Source organism: Arthrobacter sp. LjRoot14, from assembly GCF_964253905.1.
In the GTDB taxonomy this organism is placed as follows: Bacteria; Actinomycetota; Actinomycetes; order Actinomycetales; family Micrococcaceae; genus Arthrobacter.
Map to the genome: position 1 here is coordinate 2608744 of NZ_CAXURL020000001.1, position 22023 is coordinate 2630766.

General features: G+C 66.2%; 18 protein-coding genes. 5 read left to right on the plus strand and 13 right to left on the minus strand.

Features of this window, described 5'->3' with window-relative positions:
- Window positions 1–1128: a molecular chaperone DnaJ gene (dnaJ, locus tag ACSQ12_RS11660; protein ID WP_209744523.1), complete on the minus strand. Its 1128-nt coding sequence runs from the start codon at window positions 1126–1128 to the stop codon at window positions 1–3.
- Window positions 1129–1219: 91 nt separating this feature from the next.
- Complete coding sequence (hrcA, locus tag ACSQ12_RS11665; RefSeq protein WP_209744520.1) at window positions 1220–2233, minus strand: heat-inducible transcriptional repressor HrcA; 1014 nt, start codon at window positions 2231–2233, stop codon at window positions 1220–1222.
- 246 nt (window positions 2234–2479) lie between these two features.
- Between hrcA and ACSQ12_RS11670 the strand changes: the two genes are divergently transcribed.
- Window positions 2480–3331 (plus strand): DUF3097 domain-containing protein, encoded by an 852-nt coding sequence (locus ACSQ12_RS11670; protein WP_436065501.1) that lies wholly within the window; start codon window positions 2480–2482, stop codon window positions 3329–3331.
- A gap of 123 nt (window positions 3332–3454) precedes the next feature.
- The gene (locus ACSQ12_RS11675; RefSeq protein ID WP_436065502.1) at window positions 3455–3874 is read left to right on the plus strand and encodes a DUF4870 domain-containing protein; all 420 of its coding nucleotides are present in this window, start codon (window positions 3455–3457) and stop codon (window positions 3872–3874) included.
- 65 nt (window positions 3875–3939) lie between these two features.
- Here ACSQ12_RS11675 and hemW read toward each other — a convergent pair whose 3' ends face one another.
- Window positions 3940–5169 (minus strand): radical SAM family heme chaperone HemW, encoded by a 1230-nt coding sequence (gene hemW / locus ACSQ12_RS11680; protein WP_436065503.1) that lies wholly within the window; start codon window positions 5167–5169, stop codon window positions 3940–3942.
- A 36-nt stretch (window positions 5170–5205) separates the two neighbouring features.
- Window positions 5206–7059 carry a translation elongation factor 4 gene (gene lepA, locus ACSQ12_RS11685; RefSeq protein ID WP_011692084.1) on the minus strand — a complete coding sequence of 618 codons (1854 nt, stop codon included), beginning with the start codon at window positions 7057–7059 and terminating at the stop codon, window positions 5206–5208.
- Window positions 7060–7238: 179 nt separating this feature from the next.
- Between lepA and ACSQ12_RS11690 the strand changes: the two genes are divergently transcribed.
- Together ACSQ12_RS11690 and rpsT are read left to right on the plus strand one after the other, a co-directional pair.
- The gene (locus ACSQ12_RS11690; RefSeq protein WP_436065504.1) at window positions 7239–7796 is read left to right on the plus strand and encodes a type II toxin-antitoxin system PemK/MazF family toxin; all 558 of its coding nucleotides are present in this window, start codon (window positions 7239–7241) and stop codon (window positions 7794–7796) included.
- 198 nt (window positions 7797–7994) lie between these two features.
- Window positions 7995–8255 (plus strand): 30S ribosomal protein S20, encoded by a 261-nt coding sequence (rpsT, locus tag ACSQ12_RS11695; protein ID WP_011692086.1) that lies wholly within the window; start codon window positions 7995–7997, stop codon window positions 8253–8255.
- A gap of 125 nt (window positions 8256–8380) precedes the next feature.
- Here rpsT and holA read toward each other — a convergent pair whose 3' ends face one another.
- The 9 genes from holA to ACSQ12_RS11740 form a co-directional block, all read right to left on the minus strand.
- Entirely contained in the window at window positions 8381–9397 is a 1017-nt protein-coding gene (gene holA / locus ACSQ12_RS11700; protein WP_436065505.1) for a DNA polymerase III subunit delta, read from the minus strand.
- Complete coding sequence (locus ACSQ12_RS11705; RefSeq protein ID WP_436065506.1) at window positions 9331–11301, minus strand: ComEC/Rec2 family competence protein; 1971 nt, start codon at window positions 11299–11301, stop codon at window positions 9331–9333. The genes holA and ACSQ12_RS11705 overlap by 67 nt, the downstream gene beginning before the upstream one ends.
- A gap of 1 nt (window position 11302) precedes the next feature.
- Entirely contained in the window at window positions 11303–12109 is an 807-nt protein-coding gene (locus ACSQ12_RS11710) for a ComEA family DNA-binding protein (RefSeq protein WP_436065507.1), read from the minus strand.
- Window positions 12110–12375: 266 nt separating this feature from the next.
- Entirely contained in the window at window positions 12376–12561 is a 186-nt protein-coding gene (locus ACSQ12_RS11715) for a hypothetical protein (RefSeq protein ID WP_043429806.1), read from the minus strand.
- 43 nt (window positions 12562–12604) lie between these two features.
- On the minus strand, window positions 12605–13609 hold the full coding sequence (locus ACSQ12_RS11720; protein WP_436065508.1) for a DegV family protein: 1005 nt from the start codon (window positions 13607–13609) through the stop codon (window positions 12605–12607).
- A gap of 69 nt (window positions 13610–13678) precedes the next feature.
- Window positions 13679–16210, minus strand: a complete 2532-nt coding sequence (gene leuS, locus ACSQ12_RS11725) for a leucine--tRNA ligase (protein WP_436065509.1) — start codon at window positions 16208–16210, stop codon at window positions 13679–13681.
- A gap of 419 nt (window positions 16211–16629) precedes the next feature.
- Window positions 16630–18144, minus strand: coding sequence for a glycerol kinase GlpK (gene glpK, locus ACSQ12_RS11730; protein WP_011692092.1), 1515 nt, complete (start codon window positions 18142–18144; stop codon window positions 16630–16632).
- Between the two features lie 58 nt (window positions 18145–18202).
- Window positions 18203–18952, minus strand: a complete 750-nt coding sequence (locus ACSQ12_RS11735) for an MIP/aquaporin family protein (protein ID WP_209744487.1) — start codon at window positions 18950–18952, stop codon at window positions 18203–18205.
- Window positions 18953–19114: 162 nt separating this feature from the next.
- Complete coding sequence (locus tag ACSQ12_RS11740; RefSeq protein WP_436065510.1) at window positions 19115–20917, minus strand: glycerol-3-phosphate dehydrogenase/oxidase; 1803 nt, start codon at window positions 20915–20917, stop codon at window positions 19115–19117.
- A 124-nt stretch (window positions 20918–21041) separates the two neighbouring features.
- Here ACSQ12_RS11740 and ACSQ12_RS11745 point away from each other — a divergent pair, with 124 nt between their 5' ends.
- Window positions 21042–22004 carry a sugar-binding transcriptional regulator gene (locus ACSQ12_RS11745; protein ID WP_436065511.1) on the plus strand — a complete coding sequence of 321 codons (963 nt, stop codon included), beginning with the start codon at window positions 21042–21044 and terminating at the stop codon, window positions 22002–22004.
- The last annotated feature ends 19 nt before the right edge of the window (window positions 22005–22023 follow it).

Here is a 22023-nt window from a genome sequence, read left to right on the forward strand (position 1 = left end):
CTACAGGTTACCGAACCGGTCCCGCAGCTTGGCGAAGACTCCCCCGCTGGCGGTGAGTTTTCCCTCGGTGTACTGCTCGCCCCGGAGTTTGGCGAGCTGCCGGAGCAGGTCTTCCTGCGCGGCATCCAGCTTCGCCGGGGTTTCGACCTGCAGGTGGACCTTCAGGTCGCCGCGGCCGTAGCCCCGGAGATGGGTGACGCCGAGCCCGCGCAGGGTGATGACTTCGCCGGACTGGGTGCCCGCCTTGACGTCTATTTCCTGCTGGCCGTCGAACGTGTCCAGGCTGAGCTCGGTGCCAAGGGCAGCGGCGGTCATGGGAATGTGCAGGGTCGCGTGAAGGTCGTCGCCGTCGCGCACGTACGTGGCGTCATTATTGACGCGGATCTCTACGTAGAGGTCACCGGAGGGGCCGCCGGCGGGACCGGCCTCGCCCTGGCCGCCGAGCTGGATGCGGGTTCCGGTGGCCACGCCGGCGGGAACCTTGACCGTCAGTGAACGGCGGCTGCGGATGCGGCCCTGGCCGTTGCACTCGTTGCAGGGATCCTTGATGACGGTTCCGAAGCCTTCGCAGGAGCCGCAGGGGGCGGCCGTCATGACCTGGCCCAGGATGGAGCGGACGGCCCGCTGGACCTGGCCGCTGCCGCCGCAGATGTCGCAGCGCTCAGGGTGGGCCCCGGGCTGGCAGCAGGATCCCTCGCAGGTGGGGCACGTGACGGCCGTGTCCACCTCAAGCTTCTTGTTGACGCCGAACACAGCGTCGCGAAGGTCGATGCGGACGCTGATCAGGGCGTCCTGCCCGCGGCGGACCCGCGAGGCCGGACCGGACGAACCGCCGGCGCCGAAGAAGGTGTCGAAGATGTCCTGGAAGGCAAAGCCCTGCCCGGAGTAGCCGGCGCCGCCGAAGCCGTTATCGGTGCCGTTCTCATTGCCGGTGGTGTCGTAGACCCGGCGCTTTTGCGGGTCGGAAAGGACTTCGTAGGCGTGGGTGACAGCTTTGAAGCGGTCCGAGGCATCCTCACCGGGGTTCACATCCGGGTGCAGGGTGCGCGCAAGCTTTCGGTAGGCCTTCTTGATCTCTTCGCCCGTCGCTTCGGGTGAGACTCCAAGAACGTCGTAGTGGCTGCTCAAAGTTCGTATCTCTTCCTGGTTGTACTGCCTGTTGTGCTGCTGCGCCCCGGAAACCGGGACACGAAGGCCTGGTTGGCTGATGTAGGACCGGTCACGGCCCAAGGATCCTGGAAAGGTAGCGGGCCACGGCACGGACCGCGGCCATGGTGGTGGGATAGTCCATCCGGGTCGGGCCGAGCACGCCCACCTTGGCGCTGGAACCGGGGCCGTAGCCTGTGGCCACCACCGAAGCTTCCGCGAGTCCGTCGTAAGGGTTCTCCCTGCCGATGCTGACAGTGACACCGCGGGGGTCCTGGGCCATTTCGCTGAGCAGGCGGAGCATGACCACCTGCTCCTCGAGTGCTTCGAGGACCGGGCCGATACTCAGCGGAAAGTCAACGTTGGAGCGCGCGAGGTTCGCCGTGCCGGCCATGACCATCCGCTCCTCGCGGGTGCTGCTGGCCAGGGCATCCAGGCCACGGGCCAGTGCCTGGGCGGCGTGCCGGCGTGACGGTTCACAACCGGCGACGACGGCGGGCAGCGCCTGCGGTAGCAGGCTCAGGGGTGTCCCCGCCAGGCTCTTCAGGAACCGCGCGCGAAGGCCGGCGAGGGCTTCATCGCCGAGCTCCTGGCCGACGTCGATAACCCGCTGCTCCACCTTGCCGGTGTCCGCAATCAGCACGATCAGCACCTGACGCGGCGCCAGCAGCACGAACTCGATATGCCGCACCATCGCGCGGCTGAGGTGCGGATACTGCACCACGGCCACCTGGTTGGTCAGCTGCGACAGCAGCCGCACGGTGCGCTCCAGGACATCGTCCAGGTCCTCCGACCCTTCCAGGAGCGTCTGGATGGCGCGGCGTTCGGCCTGCGACAGCGGCTTGACGGCGGATATCTGGTCGACGAAAAGCCGGTAGCCCTTGTCCGTGGGGATCCTGCCGGCACTGGTGTGCGGCGCCGTGATCAGGCCCTCGTCTTCCAGCGCCGCCATGTCATTGCGGATGGTGGCGCTGGAGACTCCGAGGTGGTGCCTCTCCACCAGTGCCTTGGAGCCCACAGGTTCGCGGGAATGGACGTAGTCCTCCACGATGGCCCGCAATACTTCAAGCTTGCGCGGTTCGCTCATTCTCCACCTCCGATCGGCTTTCCCGGTCCGCGGTCCGGCGTTGCGCCGGACGCACGTCCCGTCCTCCGTTAGCACTCGACATGTCTAAGTGCTAACCAGTCTAATATGAGTCGCCGCGTTGTTAGCATTGGTACCGCTCCGGGCGAAACCCGGGAGCGGGACAGGACGTGCAGTTCCGTGAACCCACAGACCCCCTGTTTTCGCTTCTCCTGTTCATTTTTTCTAGCGCAAGGCTGTGTCTATCCGATGTCGTACCAGAACTGGGGCCCGCAGGACATCACCGCGCCCCGGAAATCCGAACTTCCCGAAGTGCCGGTCGAACGCGGCATGGTGCTGGAAGACGTGCAGTCCGGCTGGGTGGGCGCTGTTACCAGGGTGGAGAAGTCCGGCGGCATGCATGTTGTTGCCCTCGAGGACCGGCGGGGCAAATCACGCACGTTCAGGCTCGGCTACGGGTTCCTCCTGGAGGGCCTGCCGATCCGGCTGATGCCCCCGGCGCCGCGACCGCAGACAGCCTCTGCCGGATCCGGCAGGACGGCGTCCGGTTCCGTGCGGGTAGAAGGCCGGCGCGCCCAGGTCGCCAAGGCCAGCCGCATCTGGGTGGAAGGCAAGCACGACGCCGAACTCGTGGAAAAAGTCTGGGGCGACGACCTCCGGGTGGAGGGCATCGTCGTCGAACCCTTGCACGGCATTGACGACCTCGCAGCGGCGGTTGCCGCTTTCCGGCCGGGCCCGGGCCGCCGCCTGGGGGTGCTGGTGGACCATCTGGTTGCCGACTCGAAGGAATCGCGTATTGCCGATGCCGTGATGGCGTCCCCCGGCGCCGCCGGCAATGTGCTGATCGTGGGCCACCCCTACGTGGACGTGTGGCAGGCCATCCGGCCCGCCGTACTGGGCATTGACGCGTGGCCGGTCATCCCGCGGGGCGTGGACTGGAAGACCGGAATCCTGACGGCCTTCGGCTGGCCCCACGAGACCAAGGAGGACATCGGCCTGGGCTGGCAAAGGCTGCTCGGGGCAGTCCGAAGCTACGCGGACCTGGAACCGTCCCTGCTGGGCCGGGTGGAAGAGGTCATCGACTTCCTCACCGTGCCGTAGGCGCCTGTTGAACTCTTCGAATGCACCCCTGACCCAGTATTCTTGATTCGGCGGTTGTTGCTCTTGAGGCAGCGCCCGCTTTTCCGGGAACCACCGCACCACTGCAATCCGAAGGACGACACCGTGGCAGAAGACGCACGTGAACAACGGGACAACCAGGCCGGCCATGGCCAGCCCCAGTATCATGGTGTCCCCGCCAATGCCCTGCCGCTGACGGCCAACGAAGACCGGCAGTGGGCAACACTCGCACACTTCGGCGGCATCCTCGGGTGCGTCCCGTCGCTGCTGATCTACCTGATTTTCAAGGACCGCGGCCCGTTCACGGCGCAGGAATCCAAGGAAGCGCTGAACTTCACCCTGCCGCCCACAATCGCCGCCGTCGTCTGCAACATCCTGGTGATGCTGCCGGTGGTGGGTAACATCTTCGCAGTGCTGGCCACGCTGATTTGGATCGCTGTAACGTGCTTCTCCGTGGCGGCCGGTATCCACGTAAACCGCGGCCAGCCCCACCGCTACGACTTCAACCTGCGCTGGATCAACTAAGCAGCCGGGCCGGGTAACCGGCCCGGCAAGCTAACCGGAGGCGAAGTAACCGCCGGTTCTGCCAATTAGTCGGGCAGGATCCTTCTGACTACGGCGTCGGCGAGCAGCCTGCCTTTCAGGGTGAGGACGAGCCTGCCCTGGAATGCCGCAGCGGGATCCACCAGGCCGTCGGCGATCAGGCCTGCGACGGCGTGCCGCCCGGACGCTCCCAGCCCGGACAATTCGAGGCCCGTGCTCAGCCTGGCCTCAAGCATGACCCGCTCAACGTTCCGGGTTTCGGCGTCGAGCGTTTCCCGGCCCGCCGCCGGCGACACACCGCCGGCAAGCCTTCCCGCGTAGGCCGTGGGGTGCTTCACGTTCCACCAGCGGACTCCGCCGACGTGCGAATGCGCGCCCGGGCCGATCCCCCACCAGTCATCGCCGCGCCAGTAGGCCAGGTTGTGCCGGCACGCCTGCTCCTCCGTGCGCGCCCAGTTGCTGACCTCGTACCAGCCAAGGCCCGCGGCCGTGATCAGTTCATCGGCAAGTTCGTACTTGGCCGCGTGGTCGTCGTCGTCGATTCCCGGCACTTCGCCGCGGCGGATCTGGGCGGCCAGCTTGGTGCCGTCCTCGACGATCAGGGCGTAGGCGCTGATATGGTCCGGGCCGTACGAGAGGGCGGTCTCGAGCGAGTACCGCCAGTCCTCCAGCGATTCCCCCGGTGTTCCGTAGATCAGGTCAAGGCTGACGGCGAGTCCGGCGTCCCTGGCCCACTGCACCACTTGCGGCACCCGGCTGGGTGTGTGGGTGCGGTCGAGGACCTTCAGGACGTGCGGAACCGCTGACTGCATTCCGAAGGAAACACGGGTGAAGCCGGCATCCGCAAGGAGCTGCAGCGACTCCGGTGTGACGGAGTCCGGGTTGGCTTCGGTGGTGACCTCGGCCCCCGGCTCCAGGCCCCACTGCGCTACCGCCGCAGTGAGGATGCGGGCCAGGTCCCCGGCGGGCAGCAGAGTTGGTGTGCCGCCGCCAAAAAAGACCGTGCCCAGCCGGCGTTCCGGCAGGCCGCTGCCTTGCAGCGCCTTGGCGGCAAACTCCACCTCGGAGATGGCCGTGGAGGCGTACGCGTCCTGGGACGCGCCGCCGCCGAGCTCTGTCGCGGTGTAGGTGTTGAAGTCGCAGTAACCGCAACGGACGGCACAGAAGGGTATGTGGACGTACAGCCCGAATCGCCGCTGCGCAGCGCCGTCAGCGGCCTGCGCGGGCAACAGGCCGTCCGACGGCGCGGGGTCGCCCAGGGGAAGGACGCTAGGCATGGGTGCGGCCTCCGGAGGTTCCGGCCACGATCATCACTACTTCTTGGCCTTGTCCTTGGATTCGTCCGTGGTGAGCGCTGCGATGAAGGCTTCCTGCGGCACTTCAACGCGACCCACCATCTTCATGCGCTTCTTGCCTTCCTTCTGCTTTTCCAGCAGTTTGCGCTTACGGGTGATGTCACCGCCGTAGCACTTGGCAAGGACGTCCTTGCGGATGGCACGGATGCTTTCCCGGGCGATGATCCGGGAGCCGATCGCAGCCTGGATCGGCACCTCGAACTGCTGGCGGGGAATAAGTTCACGCAGCTTGCCGGTCATCATCACGCCGTAGGCATAGGCCTTGTCCCGGTGGGTGATGGCGCTGAAGGCGTCCACTTGTTCGCCTTGGAGCATGATGTCCACCTTGACAAGGTCGGCAACCTGGTCGCCGTCGGCCTTCCAGTCCAGCGAGCCGTAGCCGCGGGTCTTGGACTTGAGGATGTCGAAGAAATCGAAGACGATTTCGGCCAACGGCAGCCGGTACCGGATTTCCACTCGGTCCTCGGAGAGGTAGTCCATGCCGCCCATCACACCGCGGCGGCTCTGGCACAGCTCCATGATGGCCCCGACAAATTCGTTCGGCGCGAGGATGGTGGCGGACACCATCGGCTCCCGGACTTCCGCGATTTTACCGGTGGGGTATTCGCTGGGGTTGGTGACATGGACAACCCGCTTGTCCTCCAGGGTCACTTCGTATTCCACGTTGGGGGCGGTGGAAATCAGGTCGAGCTTGTACTCGCGCTCAAGGCGCTCACGGGTGATTTCGAGGTGCAGCAGCCCGAGAAATCCAACACGGAAGCCGAAGCCCAGCGCGGCCGAGGTTTCCGGCTGGTACACGAGGGCGGCGTCGTTGAGCATCAGCTTTTCCAGCGCATCGCGGAGCACCGGGTAGTCCGTGCCGTCCAGCGGGTAGAGCCCGGAGAAGACCATGGGCTTGGCGTCCGCGTAGCCCGGGAGTGATTGGGAGGCAGGCTTGGCCAGGTTGGTGACGGTGTCGCCCACCTTGGACAGGCGGACGTCCTTCACACCCGTAATGAGATAGCCCACTTCGCCGACGCCCAGGCCCTTGGAGGGGGTGGGCTCCGGGGAGCTGACGCCGATCTCAAGGAGTTCATGTGTGGCGCGCGTGGACATCATCTGGATGCGTTCGCGGGGGTGCAGCATGCCGTCGACCACGCGCACGTAAGTGACCACGCCGCGGTACGTGTCGTAGACCGAGTCGAAGATCATGGCGCGGGCGGGAGCGTCCGGGTCGCCCACGGGTGCAGGCAGGTCGCGGACGATCTTGTCCAGCAGGACTTCGACGCCCATGCCGGTCTTGCCGGAGACGCGCAGGACCTCGTCGGGGTCGCCGCCGATCAGGTTGGCAAGTTCCTCGGCGTACTTTTCGGGCTGGGCCGCGGGGAGGTCGATCTTGTTCAGGACCGGGATGATGGTGAGGTTGTTCTCCATCGCCAGGTACAGGTTCGCGAGGGTCTGCGCCTCGATGCCCTGGGCCGCGTCCACGAGGAGCACTGCACCTTCGCAGGCGGCCAGCGAACGGGAGACCTCATAGGTGAAGTCGACGTGACCGGGGGTGTCGATCATGTTCAACGCATAGCTGGTGCCGTCAACTTCCCAGGGCATGCGTACTGCCTGGGACTTGATGGTGATGCCGCGCTCACGTTCGATATCCATGCGGTCCAGATACTGGGCCTTCATGTCGCGGGACTGAACGACGCCGGTGTACTGCAACATGCGGTCGGCCAGAGTGGATTTACCGTGGTCAATGTGCGCAATGATGCAGAAGTTCCGGATGATGGCCGGATCTGTTGCGGCGGGCACCGGGGCGGTGCGGGCCATGGGAGACACGCAGGGTCCTTACTGTTGGCATTTCCGCGGCTGTGCTCAGGACGGCCGGGGCCGTCGCGGGACCTGCCGCACGTGAACTTATAGTGTCCCACGTCCTGCCGCCACTCGGTGCATTGTTTGCGCGCCTGGTCCGCGGGACCGCGAAAGTCCGGGCCGGCCGGTCGAAGTATCGTTGCAGGATGGCATTTAACCTCCGCTCACTCGGCCGGGCTGTCCGCACTGCTTTTCGCCTGCTGGAAGGGCGCCCCGCCGCGGGTCGACCGGCCCGCCCGGCCCCCGGCCGCCCCACTCCCGTCCGTTCAAAGCAGCCGCAGGCCGCTGCAAGCGGCCTCAGCGGAACATACCCTGGTGACTTCAAGGGAACCACGGATATCAAGTACGCCCCCTCCCCCAACGGCAAGCCGGAACCGGGCGAAGTCGTGTGGACCTGGGTTCCCTACGAAGAGGACCACTCCCAGGGCAAGGACCGGCCCGTGCTCCTGGTTGGCAGCCGCGGGCGGTATCTGCTGGGACTCATGCTCACCAGCAAGGACCATGACCAGGACCGCAGGAATGACGACAGCTACGTGGATATCGGGACAGGCAGCTGGGACAGGCAGCGCCGGCCCAGTGAAGCCAAGCTGGACCGCATCATCCAGATCAGCCCGGCGGACATCCGCAGGGAAGGCGCCGTCCTGGACCGCAAGCGATTCGACAGCGTCGCCTCGGCACTGCGTGAGCTTCACGGCTGGAGCTGATGGATGCCACCGGCACAACGCCCGACACCAGCGGGGAAACAACAGCATTGCAGAGCATCTGCTACTATTGACAGCTGTGTGTCCGTGCAGGTCGACGGCCACTGATGGTTGGCCGCCATAGGTATCCCCACGCCGCTCAGTCAATGGCCAATCTGAAAGCCCTCTAGACCATTTCCGCATTAAAAAGAGAGTTCACACGTGGCTAATATCAAGTCCCAGAAGAAGCGCATCCTCACCAACGAGAAGGCTCGCCTGCGCAACAACGCAGTCAAGTCGGAGCTGAAGACGGCCATCCGCGCCGTCAACACCGCCGTTGAGTCCACCGACAAGGATGCCGCTGCTGCTGCGCTGGTTGCTGCAAGCCGTAAGCTGGATAAGGCTGTCAGCAAGGGCGTTCTTCACAAGAACAACGCTGCAAACCGCAAGTCGGCGATCTCCAAGAAGGTCAACGCACTCTAAGGTTTTCCAGTTCACCTGAACTGATGATCGTGGCCGGCACCCCAAGCGGGGTGCCGGCCACATCCATTTAACGGCGACTGCAGGTTGGCAGAGTCGGTGGCGAACCGTCCGCTACGTGTCCGCAGCTAGTTGCGGCGGACCGACGTTGCAATGACGGTGACAGCGTGCTCCACTGCGTAGACCGGATCCCGGGAAAGGCCTTTGACCTGGGCGTCCGCCTCGGCAGTCACCTGGATGGAGCGGACCAGGCCTTCCGGTGTCCAGCGCCTGACGTCCCGCTGCGCCTGTTCAACAAGCCACGGCTGCATGCCAAGCTGCCGCGCAATTTGGGCCGAGGATCCCTGCGCACCGGCTACTTTGGCCACCGTGCGCAGTTTTGCGGCCAGTGCCGCCACGAGCGGAACGGGATCGGCCCCCGTCGCAAGGGCGTGGCGGAGCGTAGAGAGTGCCAGCGGTCCGTTGCCGGCAAGCGCGGCGTCCGCAACTTTGAAGGCTGTTGCCTCGATCCGCCCGCCATAGTAACGGTCCACCATGTCCGTATCCACAGCAGTGGCTGCATCCGCGATCAGCTGGCTGCAGGCGGCAGCGAGCTCCGACAGGTTGGCGCCCACCGCATTCACCAGCGCATGGACGGCCTCGGGCTCGATGCGGCGCGAAGCGGCCTTGAATTCCGCTGCGACGAATGCCGACTTGTCCGCATCCTTCTTGAGCGGCTGACAATCGACCACCGGCCAGCCGGCGGCTTTGATGGCATCGAGCAGTTTCTTGCCCCGAACGCCGCCGGCGTGGCGGACCACCAGGACGGCGTCGGGCTCAGGGTCTGCCAGGTACTTCAGTGCGTCCGCGAGGAACGCGTCATTCATTGCCTCCGCGGATTCCACCTCAATCAGCTTCGATTCCCCGAACAGCGAAGGGCTGACGTTCATGGCGAGGGACCCGGCTTCATAGCTGCCTGCGTTGAGCCTGGTGATCTCGACATCAGGCTGGGCTGCGCGGACCTGGGACCTGATGCGGTCCATGGCCCGGATGCCGAGGTATTCCTCGGGTCCGCCGACCAGCACCACGCGGGCCGGGGTCACATCGCGCCAGGTGGCGGTCGCTGACGTCGCCGGCTTGGATCGTGCTTTTTGCGCAGCGGCCACTCTTGGTTCCTCCCGGACATCCGATTAATACCTCTAAGACTCCCACGGTGGCGGCGCTCATCCAAGCCGGAGAAACCGGGCCACAGATCCAGCAGATCGACGGTCCTTCGATGCGTCGCCAGGACCAGCTCCCACAGGGCACGCGGGTGCAGAACAAGCCACAGCACAAGCAGGGTGCAGCCGGACAGCGCCGCCATCGTGGCAGCGCCGAACGGCCCCTCAGGCCACGGCAGGGCGGCACCGGGCAGGCCCGAGAAGAACCGCGCAACGGCCGCGACTCCGGCCGAGCAGCCGCCCGCCACCGCCATCGGAACCACGGCTGCCCACGGGGCCAGCGGCACCACGGGCACGGCGGCGGTCCCGAGGATGGTCACCGGTGCCACTAGGGGAGCCGCCACCATGTTCGCCGGCAGTGCGTAGGACGAAAACTGGGGCTGTAGCAGGACAATCACCGGACCGCAGAGAAGCTGGGCGGACAGCGGTACGGCAAGGCCGGCCGCCAGCCAGCGTGGCACCACCGGCGGAAGCCATTCCATGATCCGCGGTCCGGTCGTCACGATGCCGAGGGTGGCAAGCACGGACAGCAGGAAGCTGAAACTGGTCCCGAGTGCCGGATCGGCCATGAGGAGTCCGATCACGGCCAGGCAGAGGAAGCTGAGCCCGCGTCCGGTCCGGCCGCCGGAAAGGGAGACCAGTCCGATCGCGCCCATAAGCGCAGCCCGGAGGACGCTGGCGTCAGGACCCACCATCAGGACGAACAGTGCCAGGCCGGAGAGGGCAGCCGCGGCGGCCGGAGCCCGCGGCAGGCGGATACTTCGGGCAGCCAGCAGCAGCGCGCCCAGGATGAGGCTGCAGTTCGCTCCAGACACTGCGGTCAGGTGGGTCATGCCGACGGTTTTCATGGCGCTTTCAAGCTGGTCATCGAGGCGGCTGGTGTCACCCGTGACCATTCCCGGCAGGAGGCCGCGGGCATCGCCACCGATCCATTCCGCAGCCTCTGCAAACCCGCTGCGGAGGGCGCCGGGTCCTTCCTGCCATGCGGAGGGGGCATCCGTGGTGGCTGGGCCGGTGGTGGCGGAAAGGGTACCCGCCTGCGTTTGGCCGTCGTCGGCCGGCCTCAGCTTTCCCGTAGTCCGGATCCGCTGTCCGGGGAGCACGTGCTGCCAGTCTCCCCCGCCCACCAACAGCAAGCGGGCATCGCTTCTGATGAGCCCGCCGTTGGCAGTGATCGCATATGCGGTGGCCTCAACAGCCCACCGGTCCGATCCGGCGCGGCCGGGAATCTTCAACTGGCGCGGTGTCCCCGCAATCTCCGCCTCAACCACCACAGCGGAGCGCGCCGCGACTGCATCCGCTACAGGCCCGTCGTGCTTCTGCGATGCGGCAACCGCCGAGTGGGACGCGATGGCAGCCGACAGCAGCAAGGCAATGGTGAGGGTGGTCAGGAAACTCCGCGGCGCGCGGCCGCCATCGTGGCGCAGCGACCGGCGACGGCGCATCGCAGCAAACAGCACCACGGCTGCCAGAAGAAATCCCGCGATAAGGACGCCGAGCGCGGGCATCGGCAACCAGACGCCGGCGACGGCGGCGGCCCAGGCGAGGAGGGCGGGAGGCACAAGGCGCAGGTCGGTCCGGCGCCGCGGCCTGTCGCCGGTTGCACATCCGGCAGGCTTCCCTGTCCCCTGCACCCGGGCCTCCGGTCCGGGAAGGAGGCGCGCCGCAATGACGTCCCGCAGGCCGGACGCCGTCCGCGGCACGATGGCCCTGATGCCGGCAGCACGGACTTCCGCAGCCCGGCGGGGAGTCGACGGGTCGTCAGCGGTGCGCGGCAGTCGAGGGGACCCGCCCACCTCACCTCTGACGGCTGCATCGACGAAGCGGTGCCACGGACTGACCTTGCCCACCTCAGGACACCCGAACGAGGGGCAGCAGCGTTTCCAGCATCTTGGGGCCAACACCGTCCACCGCGTCGAGCTCCTCAACGGTGCTGAACCGGCCGTGTTCCTTGCGCCAATCGACGATGCGCTGGGCCAGCACGGGCCCTACCCGGGGCAATGCGCCCAGTTCCTCGGCAGACGCCGCATTCAGGTCGATTTTCGCGCCTCCCGCTCCCGATTGGCCAGGCACTGGGTCCGCCGATCCCGGGGCGCCCGGACCGGTGGCGCCAGCTGCCGCGCCGGAGGCATCCGCCGGCTCCCCGATCCGCGGAACGTGGATCTTCTGGCCGTCGGACAGGACGGCAGCAAGGTTCAACCGGTTCAGGTCAGCCCCTTCCGCACTGCCACCTGCCGCGGCTATCGCCTCGTGGACCCGGCTGCCTTGTGGCAGTTCCACAACGCCCGCCCGGTTGACGGCCCCCGCCACGTGGACAACGATCTTCGCTCCGGATGCGGAATCTGACGCCTGTCCTCCCGTTGAGGCGGCGCCGGATTCTCCCGGACCTGGACCGGGATGTCCTTCCCCTTGCCCGCTGCCCTCCGTGCTGCTGACGTCGCTCAGCGGCACCACGTGGGGCCGGCTGGCGCCCACATCCCACCAGAACCAGCCACCGAGGAGGAGACTCAGCAGTCCCAGCAGCACGGCAACGCGGAATCCCGTGCGCCACCTGAACTTCGCCGGTCCATGCGTCCCGGAAACGGCCGATGAATCGACGGCAGAGCCGTCTACCGCCCGAGGTTCCGGCTGCGCACCGCCGTCGTACGCAAAAGTCACTTGGCCGCTACCCCCGGCACCGTGCCCCATAAGCCCCGCTGAACCTGGGTCCCTGGCTTCGGACCCGCCGCTGCCGTCACCGCCGCCGGAAGGCCCCAGGGTGGTTGTCAGGCGCCGCCGCGCACGGCTGGCCGCGGCAGGTGCTCCCGCTTCCGCGTTCCGGCGTGACATACCCCCACGCTAGGCAAATGGATGCGGAACAGACAGCGCGGATGACGGTATGTGGAAAGCGCCGCTGGCGGACTTCTCCGCGATTCTCCGGCCGGCTACTTCTGGTAGGTGATATACGCCTCGTACTGGACCCGCCAGGACTCCGGTGCCTTGGGGTCGGGAACAGTCGTCGTCAGGAACTGGACGCTGGTCACCTGGCCCTTGAGGTACTTCAGCCAGTTGGTGACTTCTTCGGACACGTCCTTGTCGAACTGGGCAACGTGGTGCACCTGCATTGTCATGGGAGCCTCCTTGCTTGGTGGGGAGACTGTACTACCGGCACAGCTATCGGACCAGAGGGGGTTCCTTCTGCGGAGTGCTGCTCTCCCCCACGATCACTGCCAGGACACCCAGTCCGGCGTGGGCAGCGAGTACGGCCGGGAGCGAACTGATCTGCGCCGCAGGGACTTCCGGTAGCGCGGCTGCCAGCCGGTCCGCAAGCTCCGCTGCCTCACCCGGGTTGCCGAAATGGTGGACTGCCAGCCTGGCCTGGCCGGCAGGCCGCGCTGCGGCGTCGGCAACCACGATTTCCTCAAGGCGCGCCACGGCCCTTGCCGCGGACCTGACCTTCTCCAACGGAACGATCTTCCCGTCATCCACGGCGAGAATCGGCTTGATGGCGAACATGGTTCCCCAGAGGGACGCCGCCGCTCCGATCCGGCCGCCGCGGCGCAGCTGCTCGAGGCTGGGTACGTAGAAATAGACTTTGGTGCGGGCCATCCGGTCTTCGGCGAAGGCGCGGACTTCGGCCGCAGGGCGGCCGTCCGCGGCCGCCACCACTGCGCTTTGCACACCCATCCCCAGCGCCATGCCCACGGTCTTCGAATCGACCACTTCCACGGGGATGCCCACACGGGTTGCCGCGAGCCTGGCGGAGTCGGCAGTGCCGGACAGCGCTCCGGAGATGTGCACGGAGACCACCGACTCAAAGCCGCGTCGCAGCGCCGCAAGATAGGCCTGCTCGAATTGGCCGGGTGACGGCCGTGATGTCTTCACAGGCATCCCGGTGGCCAGCGCCACCGCGATCGTGTCGGTGATGTCGTCTTCGCCCTCGCCGTAGATCTCCGCCCCCACCATCACCGGCATGGGCACCACGGTCAGCCGCCCGTCGGCGGCGAAGTCCCTGACCCAGTCCGCAGGAAGCGCAGCGGCGGAATCGGTCACCACTGCGGTGCGCACGACGGCGGCCGGAACCACGGCTTCCGGCGCAGCCCCCGGCCTGGAAACCTGCCGCAGCCGGACTAGCCGTTCCTTTAGCCACGGCCAGCCGGCCGGCTCCCGGTCGTTCACGGCGTCCCCCTGCTGCTCCGGTCAAACATCATGGCCGGCCGCCGGCAATACCGGCGGCCGGTGCCCCGGCTACGCCGGGACGATGTTGACCAGTTTAGGTGCACGCACGATGACCGTGCGGATGCCCCGCCCGTCGAGGGCACGCTGGACGTTCTCCGACGCGAGGGCCAGTTCACGCAACTCGTCTTCGCCGATCTCGGGAGAGACCTCGAGGCGGTCGCGGACCTTGCCTTGGACCTGGACGACTGCGGTCACGGTGTCCTGCACCAGGAGTGCTTCGTCATGCGAGGGCCAGCCGGCGTTCGCCACCGATGCGGGATGCCCCAGAACGTTCCACATGTCCTCGGCCGTGTAGGGCGCGAAGAGGCTCAGGATGACCGAGACGGCTTCCGCTGCTTCGCGGACGGCGGGATCCGCCCCGCCTGCGCCGGAGGCTGCATCTATGGTTTTGCGGGTGGCGTTGACCAGCTCCATCAGTTTGGCCACCACCACGTTGAACTTGTTGCTGTCCAGCAGTGCGGCGGCGTCGGCGATGGTGCGGTGCGTGACGGAGCGCAGCGCCCGGTCTCCCTGGGCGGCGTCCGTGCCGGGCGCGCTGGTGACGTCCTGCGCCAAGCGCCAGGCCCGGGCGAGGAACTTCGCAGAGCCCGACGGCGAGACGTCCGCCCAATCGACGTCGTCCTCGGGCGGGGAGGCGAAGATCATGGTGAGGCGCACGGCATCGACGCCGTACTTGTCCAGCTGCTCACCGAGGTCGACGCCGTTGCCCAGGGACTTGCTCATGGCCTTGCCCCCGTTGAGGACCTGGCCCTGGTTGAGCAGCGCGCTGAACGGTTCGTCGGCGTCAATCATGCCGAGGTCGTGGATGACCTTGGTGAAGAACCGCGCGTACAGCAGGTGCAGGATGGCGTGTTCCACGCCGCCCACGTACTGCCCCACCGGCATCCAGTCATTGATCTTCTCCGGGTCGAAAGGACCCTCGGTGTACTGCGGCGACACGAAGCGCAGGAAGTACCACGACGAGTCAACGAACGTGTCCATGGTGTCAGTGTCACGCTTGGCGGGACCGTGGCAGTTGGGGCATTCAACGTTGACCCAGGCTTCGGCCGCAGCCAGCGGGGAGGTGCCCTTCGGGGACAGGTCCTCGCCGCGAAGGTCAGCCGGCAGGGTGACGGGCAGCTGCTCGTCGGGAACAGGAACCTCGCCGCAGGCAGGGCAGTGGATGATCGGGATGGGTGTGCCCCAGAAGCGCTGGCGGCTGAGCAGCCAGTCACGCAGACGGAAGTTGACGAACTTTTCGCCCGTGCCCTGTTTCTCCAGCATGTCGATCGCTGCGGGGATGGCCTCGGCCTTGGGCAGGCCGTCGAGCACGCCGGAGTTGATCAAGGTGCCTTCCCCGGCGGTGGCCTTTCCGGTCACCGCGGGGTCGTCCTCCCCCGTGTCCAGTACGGCGCGGACGGGCAGGTCGAAGGTCCTGGCAAAGTCGAGGTCGCGCTGGTCGTGGGCGGGGACCGCCATGATGGCGCCCGTGCCGTAGTCTGCCAGCACGTAGTCGGCAGCCCAGACGGGCAGCATTTCGCCGTTCAGGGGGTTGACGGCGTAGCGGCCGGTGAAGACGCCCGTCTTCTCGCGCTCGGTGGACTGTCGTTCGATTTCGGACAGCGCCTTGACCTGTTCGCGGTACGCGTCCAGGGCCGCGGCGTGCTCGTCCGTGACCAGCTCCACTGCCAGCGGCGCATCTGCTGCAACCACAAAGAACGTGGCACCGTACAGGGTGTCGGGGCGCGTGGTGAAGACGGTGACGTCCTTGGCCGGCTTACGGCCGGCGGCTTCGATCACGAAGTTCACGTGGGCGCCTTCGGACCGGCCGATCCAGTTCTTCTGCATGGCCAGGACCCGTTCGGGCCAGTGGCCGCGCAGTTCGTCCATGTCGTCCAGCAGCCGGTCGGCGTAGTCGGTGATCTTGAAGTACCACTGGTTCAGGGACTTCTTGGTGACAGCGGTGCCGCAGCGCTCGCAGGCACCGTTGACCACCTGTTCATTGGCCAGTACGGTCTGGTCCTTGGGGCACCAGTTGACCGGGGAATCCTTCCGGTAGGCCAGGCCGCGCTCGTAGAAGCGCTTGAACAGCCACTGGGTCCACCGGTAGTACTCCGGGTCCGAGGTGTGCAGGCGCCGTGACCAGTCTGCCGAGATCGCGTAGCGCTTGAAGGACGCCGCCTGGGTGTCGATGTTGGCGTAGGTCCACTCGCTGGGGTGCGCGTTGCGCTTGATGGCGGCGTTCTCGGCGGGCAGGCCGAAGGAATCCCAGCCGATGGGGTGCAGGACGTCATAGCCTTTCTGGCGCAGGTAGCGCGCCACGACGTCGCCCATGGCAAACGCCTCGGCGTGACCCATGTGCAGGTCGCCTGAGGGGTAGGGGAACATGTCGAGGACGTAGCGGCGCTCGCGCGAGCCGTCGTCGACGGGGGTGAACACCTTGAGGTCTTCCCACACCTGCGGCCATTTGGCCTCCATCGCGGCGAAGCTGTAGGTGCCCTCCTCGGGACCTTCCGTCGCGACTGCTGCTGTTCCGGTCTCTGTCTCCGGCTGAACGCTCACTGCTGCCCTCTTCTGTTCTGTACCGCTTTTCGTACGGCCCGGGCTTGCTGTCCAGCCCCGGCCCCCTAATCCCCTGCTGCCGGCCCCGAAGGGCTCCAGACACACAAAAGCCCCTCGACATGGAGGGGCTGCCGCGCGGTAATCCGAGTAGGTCCGGGATACCGGGCGGCTAGCTAAGCAGAAGGATCGCACGCATAGAACTACTTTAGCGCACCTCCACCATCACCTAAACGTAAGTCGCCACGAGCGGCTGAATAGACGGGCTCGGACATGCCGAGCTGTCAAGGGGGCCCGGGAGCGGCTTCGGGCGTCCGCGATGGGCCCACTGCTGCGAGGGCCCCGACGCGAGCTTGCGAGCGTCGGGGGCAGCAGGGGACGGGCGGGGCCCCCTTGACAGCGAAGGCATAGGCTCGCCGGGTCTACTTCACGTCCTCGTCGACCCAGTCCATGGACTTCGTGACGGCCTTCTTCCAGAGGCGCATCTGGCGGTCCCGCTCGGCGTCGTCCATTTGCGGTTCCCAGCGCTTGTCTTCGGACCAGTTGGCCGAGCACTCCCCGAGGTCCTTCCAGAAGCCGACGGCCAGGCCGGCGGCGTAGGCGGCACCGAGGGCGGTGGTTTCCACAACTTTGGGCCGGATCACCGGAACGCCGAGGATGTCCGCCTGGAACTGCATCAGGGCGTCGTTGGCAACCATGCCGCCGTCGACCTTCAACTCAGTCAACGGAACACCGGAGTCCGCGTTGACGGCGTCGAGCACCTCACGGGTCTGGAAGGCTGTGGCCTCCAGCGCCGCACGGGCGATGTGGTTCTTGTTCACGAAGCGGGTCAGGCCAACGATCGCGCCGCGGGCGTCGGACCGCCAGTATGGTGCGAAGAGGCCGGAGAACGCCGGCACGATGTACACGCCGCCGTTGTCCTTGACCGACGCCGCGAGCGTCTCCACTTCCGGGGCACTGCTGATCAGGCCGAGGTTGTCACGCAGCCACTGGATCAGGGACCCGGTGACGGCGATCGAGCCTTCCAGCGCGTAGTGCGGAGCAGCGTCCCCCAGCTTGTAGCCCACGGTGGTCAGCAGGCCGTTCTTGGAGTGGACAATTTCCTCGCCGGTGTTGAAGATCAGGAAGCAGCCCGTTCCGTACGTGTTCTTGGCTTCGCCGGCATCAAATGCCGCCTGGCCGAACGTGGCTGCCTGCTGGTCGCCGAGGATGCCGGCAACCGGCACTTCCCGGAGCAACTGGGAGGTGTGGACGGTGCCGTAGACCTCGGAGGAAGACTTGATGGCGGGCATCATTGAGGCGGGAACACCGAAGGCGTCAAGGATCTCCTGGTCCCAGGACAGCGTGTCCAGGTCCATGAACATGGTCCGGGAGGCGTTGGTGACGTCCGTGACGTGCACGCCGCCATCCACTCCGCCGGTGAGGTTCCACAGCACCCAGCAGTCGGTGTTGCCAAAGACCAGGTCGCCGGCTTCGGCTTTGGCGCGGGCGCCTTCCACGTTGTCCAGGATCCACTTGATCTTGGTGCCGGAGAAATACGTGGCCAGCGGCAGGCCCACCTTCTGCTTGAAACGCTCCGGTCCACCGTCCTTGGCCAGTTCATCCACGATGTCCTGGGTCCGGGTGTCCTGCCAGACGATGGCGTTGTAGATCGCCTTGCCCGTGGTCTTGTCCCACACGACCGCGGTTTCGCGCTGGTTGGTGATGCCGACCGCGGCGATGTCGTGCCGGGTCAGGTTCGCCTTGGACAGCGCCGAGGCAATGACCTCGCGGGTGTTGTTCCAGATTTCGGCGGGGTCGTGTTCCACCCAGCCGGCCTGCGGAAAGATCTGTTCGTGTTCCATCTGGCCGGAGGAGACGATGCTGCCGCTGTGGTCGAAGACGATGGCGCGCGTGCTGGTGGTGCCCTGGTCGATGGCGATTACGTACTGGTTCATGTTGACGTCCTTGTCTGTTGTCTGAGGTGCTTGACGGGGGTGTTGAAACGCGGGCGGATCAGGAAGCTGCCGAGGCAATGATCGGCACTACAGCTGCGACAGCGCCGGCCAGGGTGCCGCCGACCAGCGGCCCGACGACCGGGATCCAGGAGTAGCTCCAGTCGCTGGAACCTTTGCCCTTGATGGGGAGCAGAGCATGCGCGATGCGGGGGCCAAGGTCACGGGCGGGGTTGATGGCGTAGCCGGTGGGACCGCCAAGGGACACGCCGATGCCTACAACGAGCAGGGCCACAGCCAGCGGGCCGAGGCCCGAAGGGGTGCCGCCGAACGTCAGGATGACAAAGACGAGCACGAACGTGCCGATGATCTCGGTGATCAGGTTCCAGGGGGTGGAGCGGATGGCAGGGCCGGTGGAGAACACGGCGAGCTTGCTGGCGGGTTCCGGTTCGGCGTCGAAGTGCTGCTTGTGGGCCAGCCACATGACCACGGCGCCCAGGAACGCGCCCGTGAGTTCTCCGCCGAAGTAGGTCAGTGTGGATGCGAAGTCGACGCTGACGCCGGGAGCATACTCCGCTTTGCCGTTGACCAACAGGCCAAGGGTCACGGCCGGGTTCAGGTGCGCGCCGGACCTGGCGGCGACGTAGACGCCGGCGAAGACCGCGATGCCCCAGCCCCACGTGACCATCAGGAATCCGCCGTTGTTGCCCTTGGTGCCTTTGAGCGCGACGTTTGCCACAACGCCGCAACCCAGCAGGGTCAGCATCGCGGTTCCGAATACTTCGGAAAGGAAAACAATTCCAAGAGACATCTTTGACTCCTCTATTTTCTGTTGTCAGCCCTTCGCGAGTTTGAAGGGCTGTTAGGCCGGCAACGTTGTTGCGTTGCCGGCCGGCTGCTGCGCCGGCTGCTCCTCCAGCGGAACCGCGCAGCCCTTGCGCCCGGGCAAGTCCTCCCCGGGCACGCAAGCTGTCTAGGCGACCAGGCTGTGGACCTGGACGCCGTGGAAGCGTTCAAGCACCTCCTGGGCATGGTGGATTTCGGCTGCCCTGGCAGCCGCGTCCCATCCCAACGGGGCAGCGAGGACATCTGCCACCTCGTTGAGGAGTTCGCCCGTCACCAGTCCGCGGAAGGCCAGGGAGGTGCGCCTGATCAGCACATCGACGAGGTGTCCCACCTGTTCGTTCCGGGCCATGAATTCCAGTTCGCGGACACTGAGTTCACGGGTGGAGTGCAGGAGCCGGTCGGGGCCGGCATCGAGGTAGCGAAGCACCTCTTCGGCTCGGGTCCCGTAGCGGGTCAGCAATCCGGAGATCCGGTCAGCATCGCGGCCGGCGGACATGTGGGCCTTGATCCACTGCTGGACCCCGGCCTGGCTGTCAGGGAAGCCGGCTCCGCCGCCAATGGCGAGTTTCGCCGTCGAGACTTTCCGGTCCAGGCCCAGTTCCTTGAGCACATCGTTCGTGAGGTGTTCGGCCAGCGCCCGGAATGTTGTCCATTTGCCGCCCACCAGGCTGAGTACGACGGCGCCGCTGCCGCCGGCGTCCGCTGTTTGGCTGCCGGCCCTGCGCTCGATGCGGTAGTCGCGGCTGACGAAGCCGGGCTGGGTGGCGTCGTGCCTGGGCAGCGGGCGAACACCGGCGAAAGTGTAGACAATCTGGTCCCGGTGCACTGCGACGTCAGGGAAGACGTGGCCGATCAGGTCGAAGAAGTAATCGATCTCATCGTCGGTGCAGACGGCATCCTCTGCCATGTCCGCGTCCACGTCGGTGGTGCCCACGAGGACCCGGTCGCCCATCGGGTAGATGAGGACGATCCTGCCGTCAGTGTGTTCGAAGAAGATCTCGCGGCCGTTGCAGGCTTCGAGGAGGCCGGGGTGGTCCAGCACGATGTGCGAGCCCTTGGTGCCGCCCATGAACGTCGAGGCGGCGCCCATGGCCTCGTTGGTCAGGTCCACCCACGCACCCGTGGTGTTGACGATGACGTCCGCCGTGAAGTCGAAGACCTCGCCGGTCAGTTCATCGCGCAGCTGGACGGTGCTGCCGCCGGTGGAGCCGGCCGACGTGCCGGCAGCTCCGCCCATGGCGACGAGCGAGAGGTAGTTGCTGGCCCGCGCGTCGCTCTGGCCGCTGGCGCCGGCTTTCTCGCCGTCCTGGAGCACGTCAAGGGTGAGGCGCTCGGGGTTGTGGACCGAGGCATCGAAGTAGGTTGCGGCATATTTGATGCCCGGGTGCAGCCGCGGCAGTTCCGCTAGTGCGCGCTTACGGCCCCGGAACTGGTGGCGCGGGACCGTGCCGCCGTCGCGCGAGAAGAAGTCGTACATGCTCAGGCCGACCTTGATGAGGAAGGCTCCGCGTTCCTTCGGCTTGCCCTGCTGCTTGTGGGTCAGGAATCGCAGCGGCGCGGACAGTACGCCTGAGAAAGTGCTGAAGATGGGGATGGTCGTCTGGAGCGGCTTGACGTAATGGGGAGCGATGCGCAGAAGCCTGTTGCGCTCGACGACGGACTCCTGGACCAGCCGGAACTCACCGTTTTCCAGGTATCGGATGCCACCGTGGATCATGTGCGACGATGCACCACTGGCCCCTTGGCAGTAATCCCCCCGCTCAACGAGCGCAACGTCCACGCCCTGCAGCGCCAGATCGCGGAACGTGCCGACTCCGTTGATCCCGCCGCCGATGATCAGGACTTGGGCTCGGGGCCGCTTGCGCAGGCTCTGCACTGATGACCGCTGGCGGCTGGTGGCCGGATGGCCGGATGAATCGTTGGTTCCCAAATCTGCTCCTTTGGGTTTGGTCCTGTGCGGCGCGCCTCACAGCGCGGCGCCGTTCATCACTATTCTTTGGAGTAATGGAAAATGGAGTCAAGCACTATGCACAAACGTGCAGAACGGAAGCCGAATGCCGCGCTCACGCCACTCAGAAGCCCTCAGGGCTGCACAACTGTATTACCTCCAGGACCTCACGATGGACGCCATAGCCAGAGAGCTCAGGACCTCCAGATCCACGGTTTCCCGCCTACTTTCGGCTGCCCGGGAGACCGGCCTGGTTCAGATCCAGATCCGCAATCCGCTCGACACCGGGCCGGAACTGGAAAACATGATCCGCACCCAATACCGGGTGGATGTCCACGTCGTTCCGGTGCTGGACACCCTTAATGAAGCGGAAACCCTTGACAGGGTGGCCATGCAGGCCGCTAGGACAATCGGGCCGCTGGTTGACTCCAACGCCATCATCGGCGTCGCCTGGGGATCCACCCTCAGCGCCGTCAGCAGGCATCTCACCCGCAAGATCACCCATGACAGCGTGATCGTCCAGCTCAATGGCGCCGGCAACATGCAGACCACCGGCATTACCTACGCCAGCGACATCATGCGCAGGTTCGGCAGTGCCTACGGTGCGCGCGTTGAACAGTTTCCCGTTCCGGCCTTCTTCGACCACGCAGCCACCAAAACCGCCATGTGGAATGAACGCAGCGTCCAGCGCATCCTTGAACTGCAGTCACGCATGAGCATCGCCATCTTCGGCGTGGGATCGGTGGATGCCGACTACCCCAGCCACGTCTATGCCGGCGGATACCTCGACGAAAACGACCTGAATATCCTGGCGAACTCGGACGTGGTGGGTGACGTAGCCACCGTATTTTTCCGCGGGGACGGATCCTCTGACGGCATCACTCTCAATGAGAGGTCCACCGGCCCTGCCCTGGCGCAGCTGCGGCAGGTCAGGCGGCGGATCTGCGTTGTTTCCGGGGCCTCGAAGATCAACGGACTGCGCGGCGCGCTTGCCGCCGGCCTGGCCACGGACCTGATCCTCGATGAAGCCACCGCCCGCCGCCTCGTCAGCTTTGACGGACTGTCCTGAAGCCTGCTGCCAGTCCCGC

Excerpts from the sequence above, each read along its gene's own strand:
- ACSQ12_RS11690 (WP_436065504.1), top strand. The coding sequence starts at position 7,239 with ATGGCATTTAACCTCCGCTCACTCGGCCGGGCTGTCCGCACTGCTTTT.
- hrcA (WP_209744520.1), bottom strand. The coding sequence starts at position 2,233 with ATGAGCGAACCGCGCAAGCTTGAAGTATTGCGGGCCATCGTGGAGGAC.
- ACSQ12_RS11735 (WP_209744487.1), bottom strand. The coding sequence starts at position 18,952 with ATGTCTCTTGGAATTGTTTTCCTTTCCGAAGTATTCGGAACCGCGATG.
- glpK (WP_011692092.1), bottom strand. The coding sequence starts at position 18,144 with ATGAACCAGTACGTAATCGCCATCGACCAGGGCACCACCAGCACGCGC.
- hemW (WP_436065503.1), bottom strand. The coding sequence starts at position 5,169 with ATGCCTAGCGTCCTTCCCCTGGGCGACCCCGCGCCGTCGGACGGCCTG.
- ACSQ12_RS11670 (WP_436065501.1), top strand. The coding sequence starts at position 2,480 with ATGTCGTACCAGAACTGGGGCCCGCAGGACATCACCGCGCCCCGGAAA.
- ACSQ12_RS11745 (WP_436065511.1), top strand. The coding sequence starts at position 21,042 with ATGCCGCGCTCACGCCACTCAGAAGCCCTCAGGGCTGCACAACTGTAT.
- ACSQ12_RS11715 (WP_043429806.1), bottom strand. The coding sequence starts at position 12,561 with ATGACAATGCAGGTGCACCACGTTGCCCAGTTCGACAAGGACGTGTCC.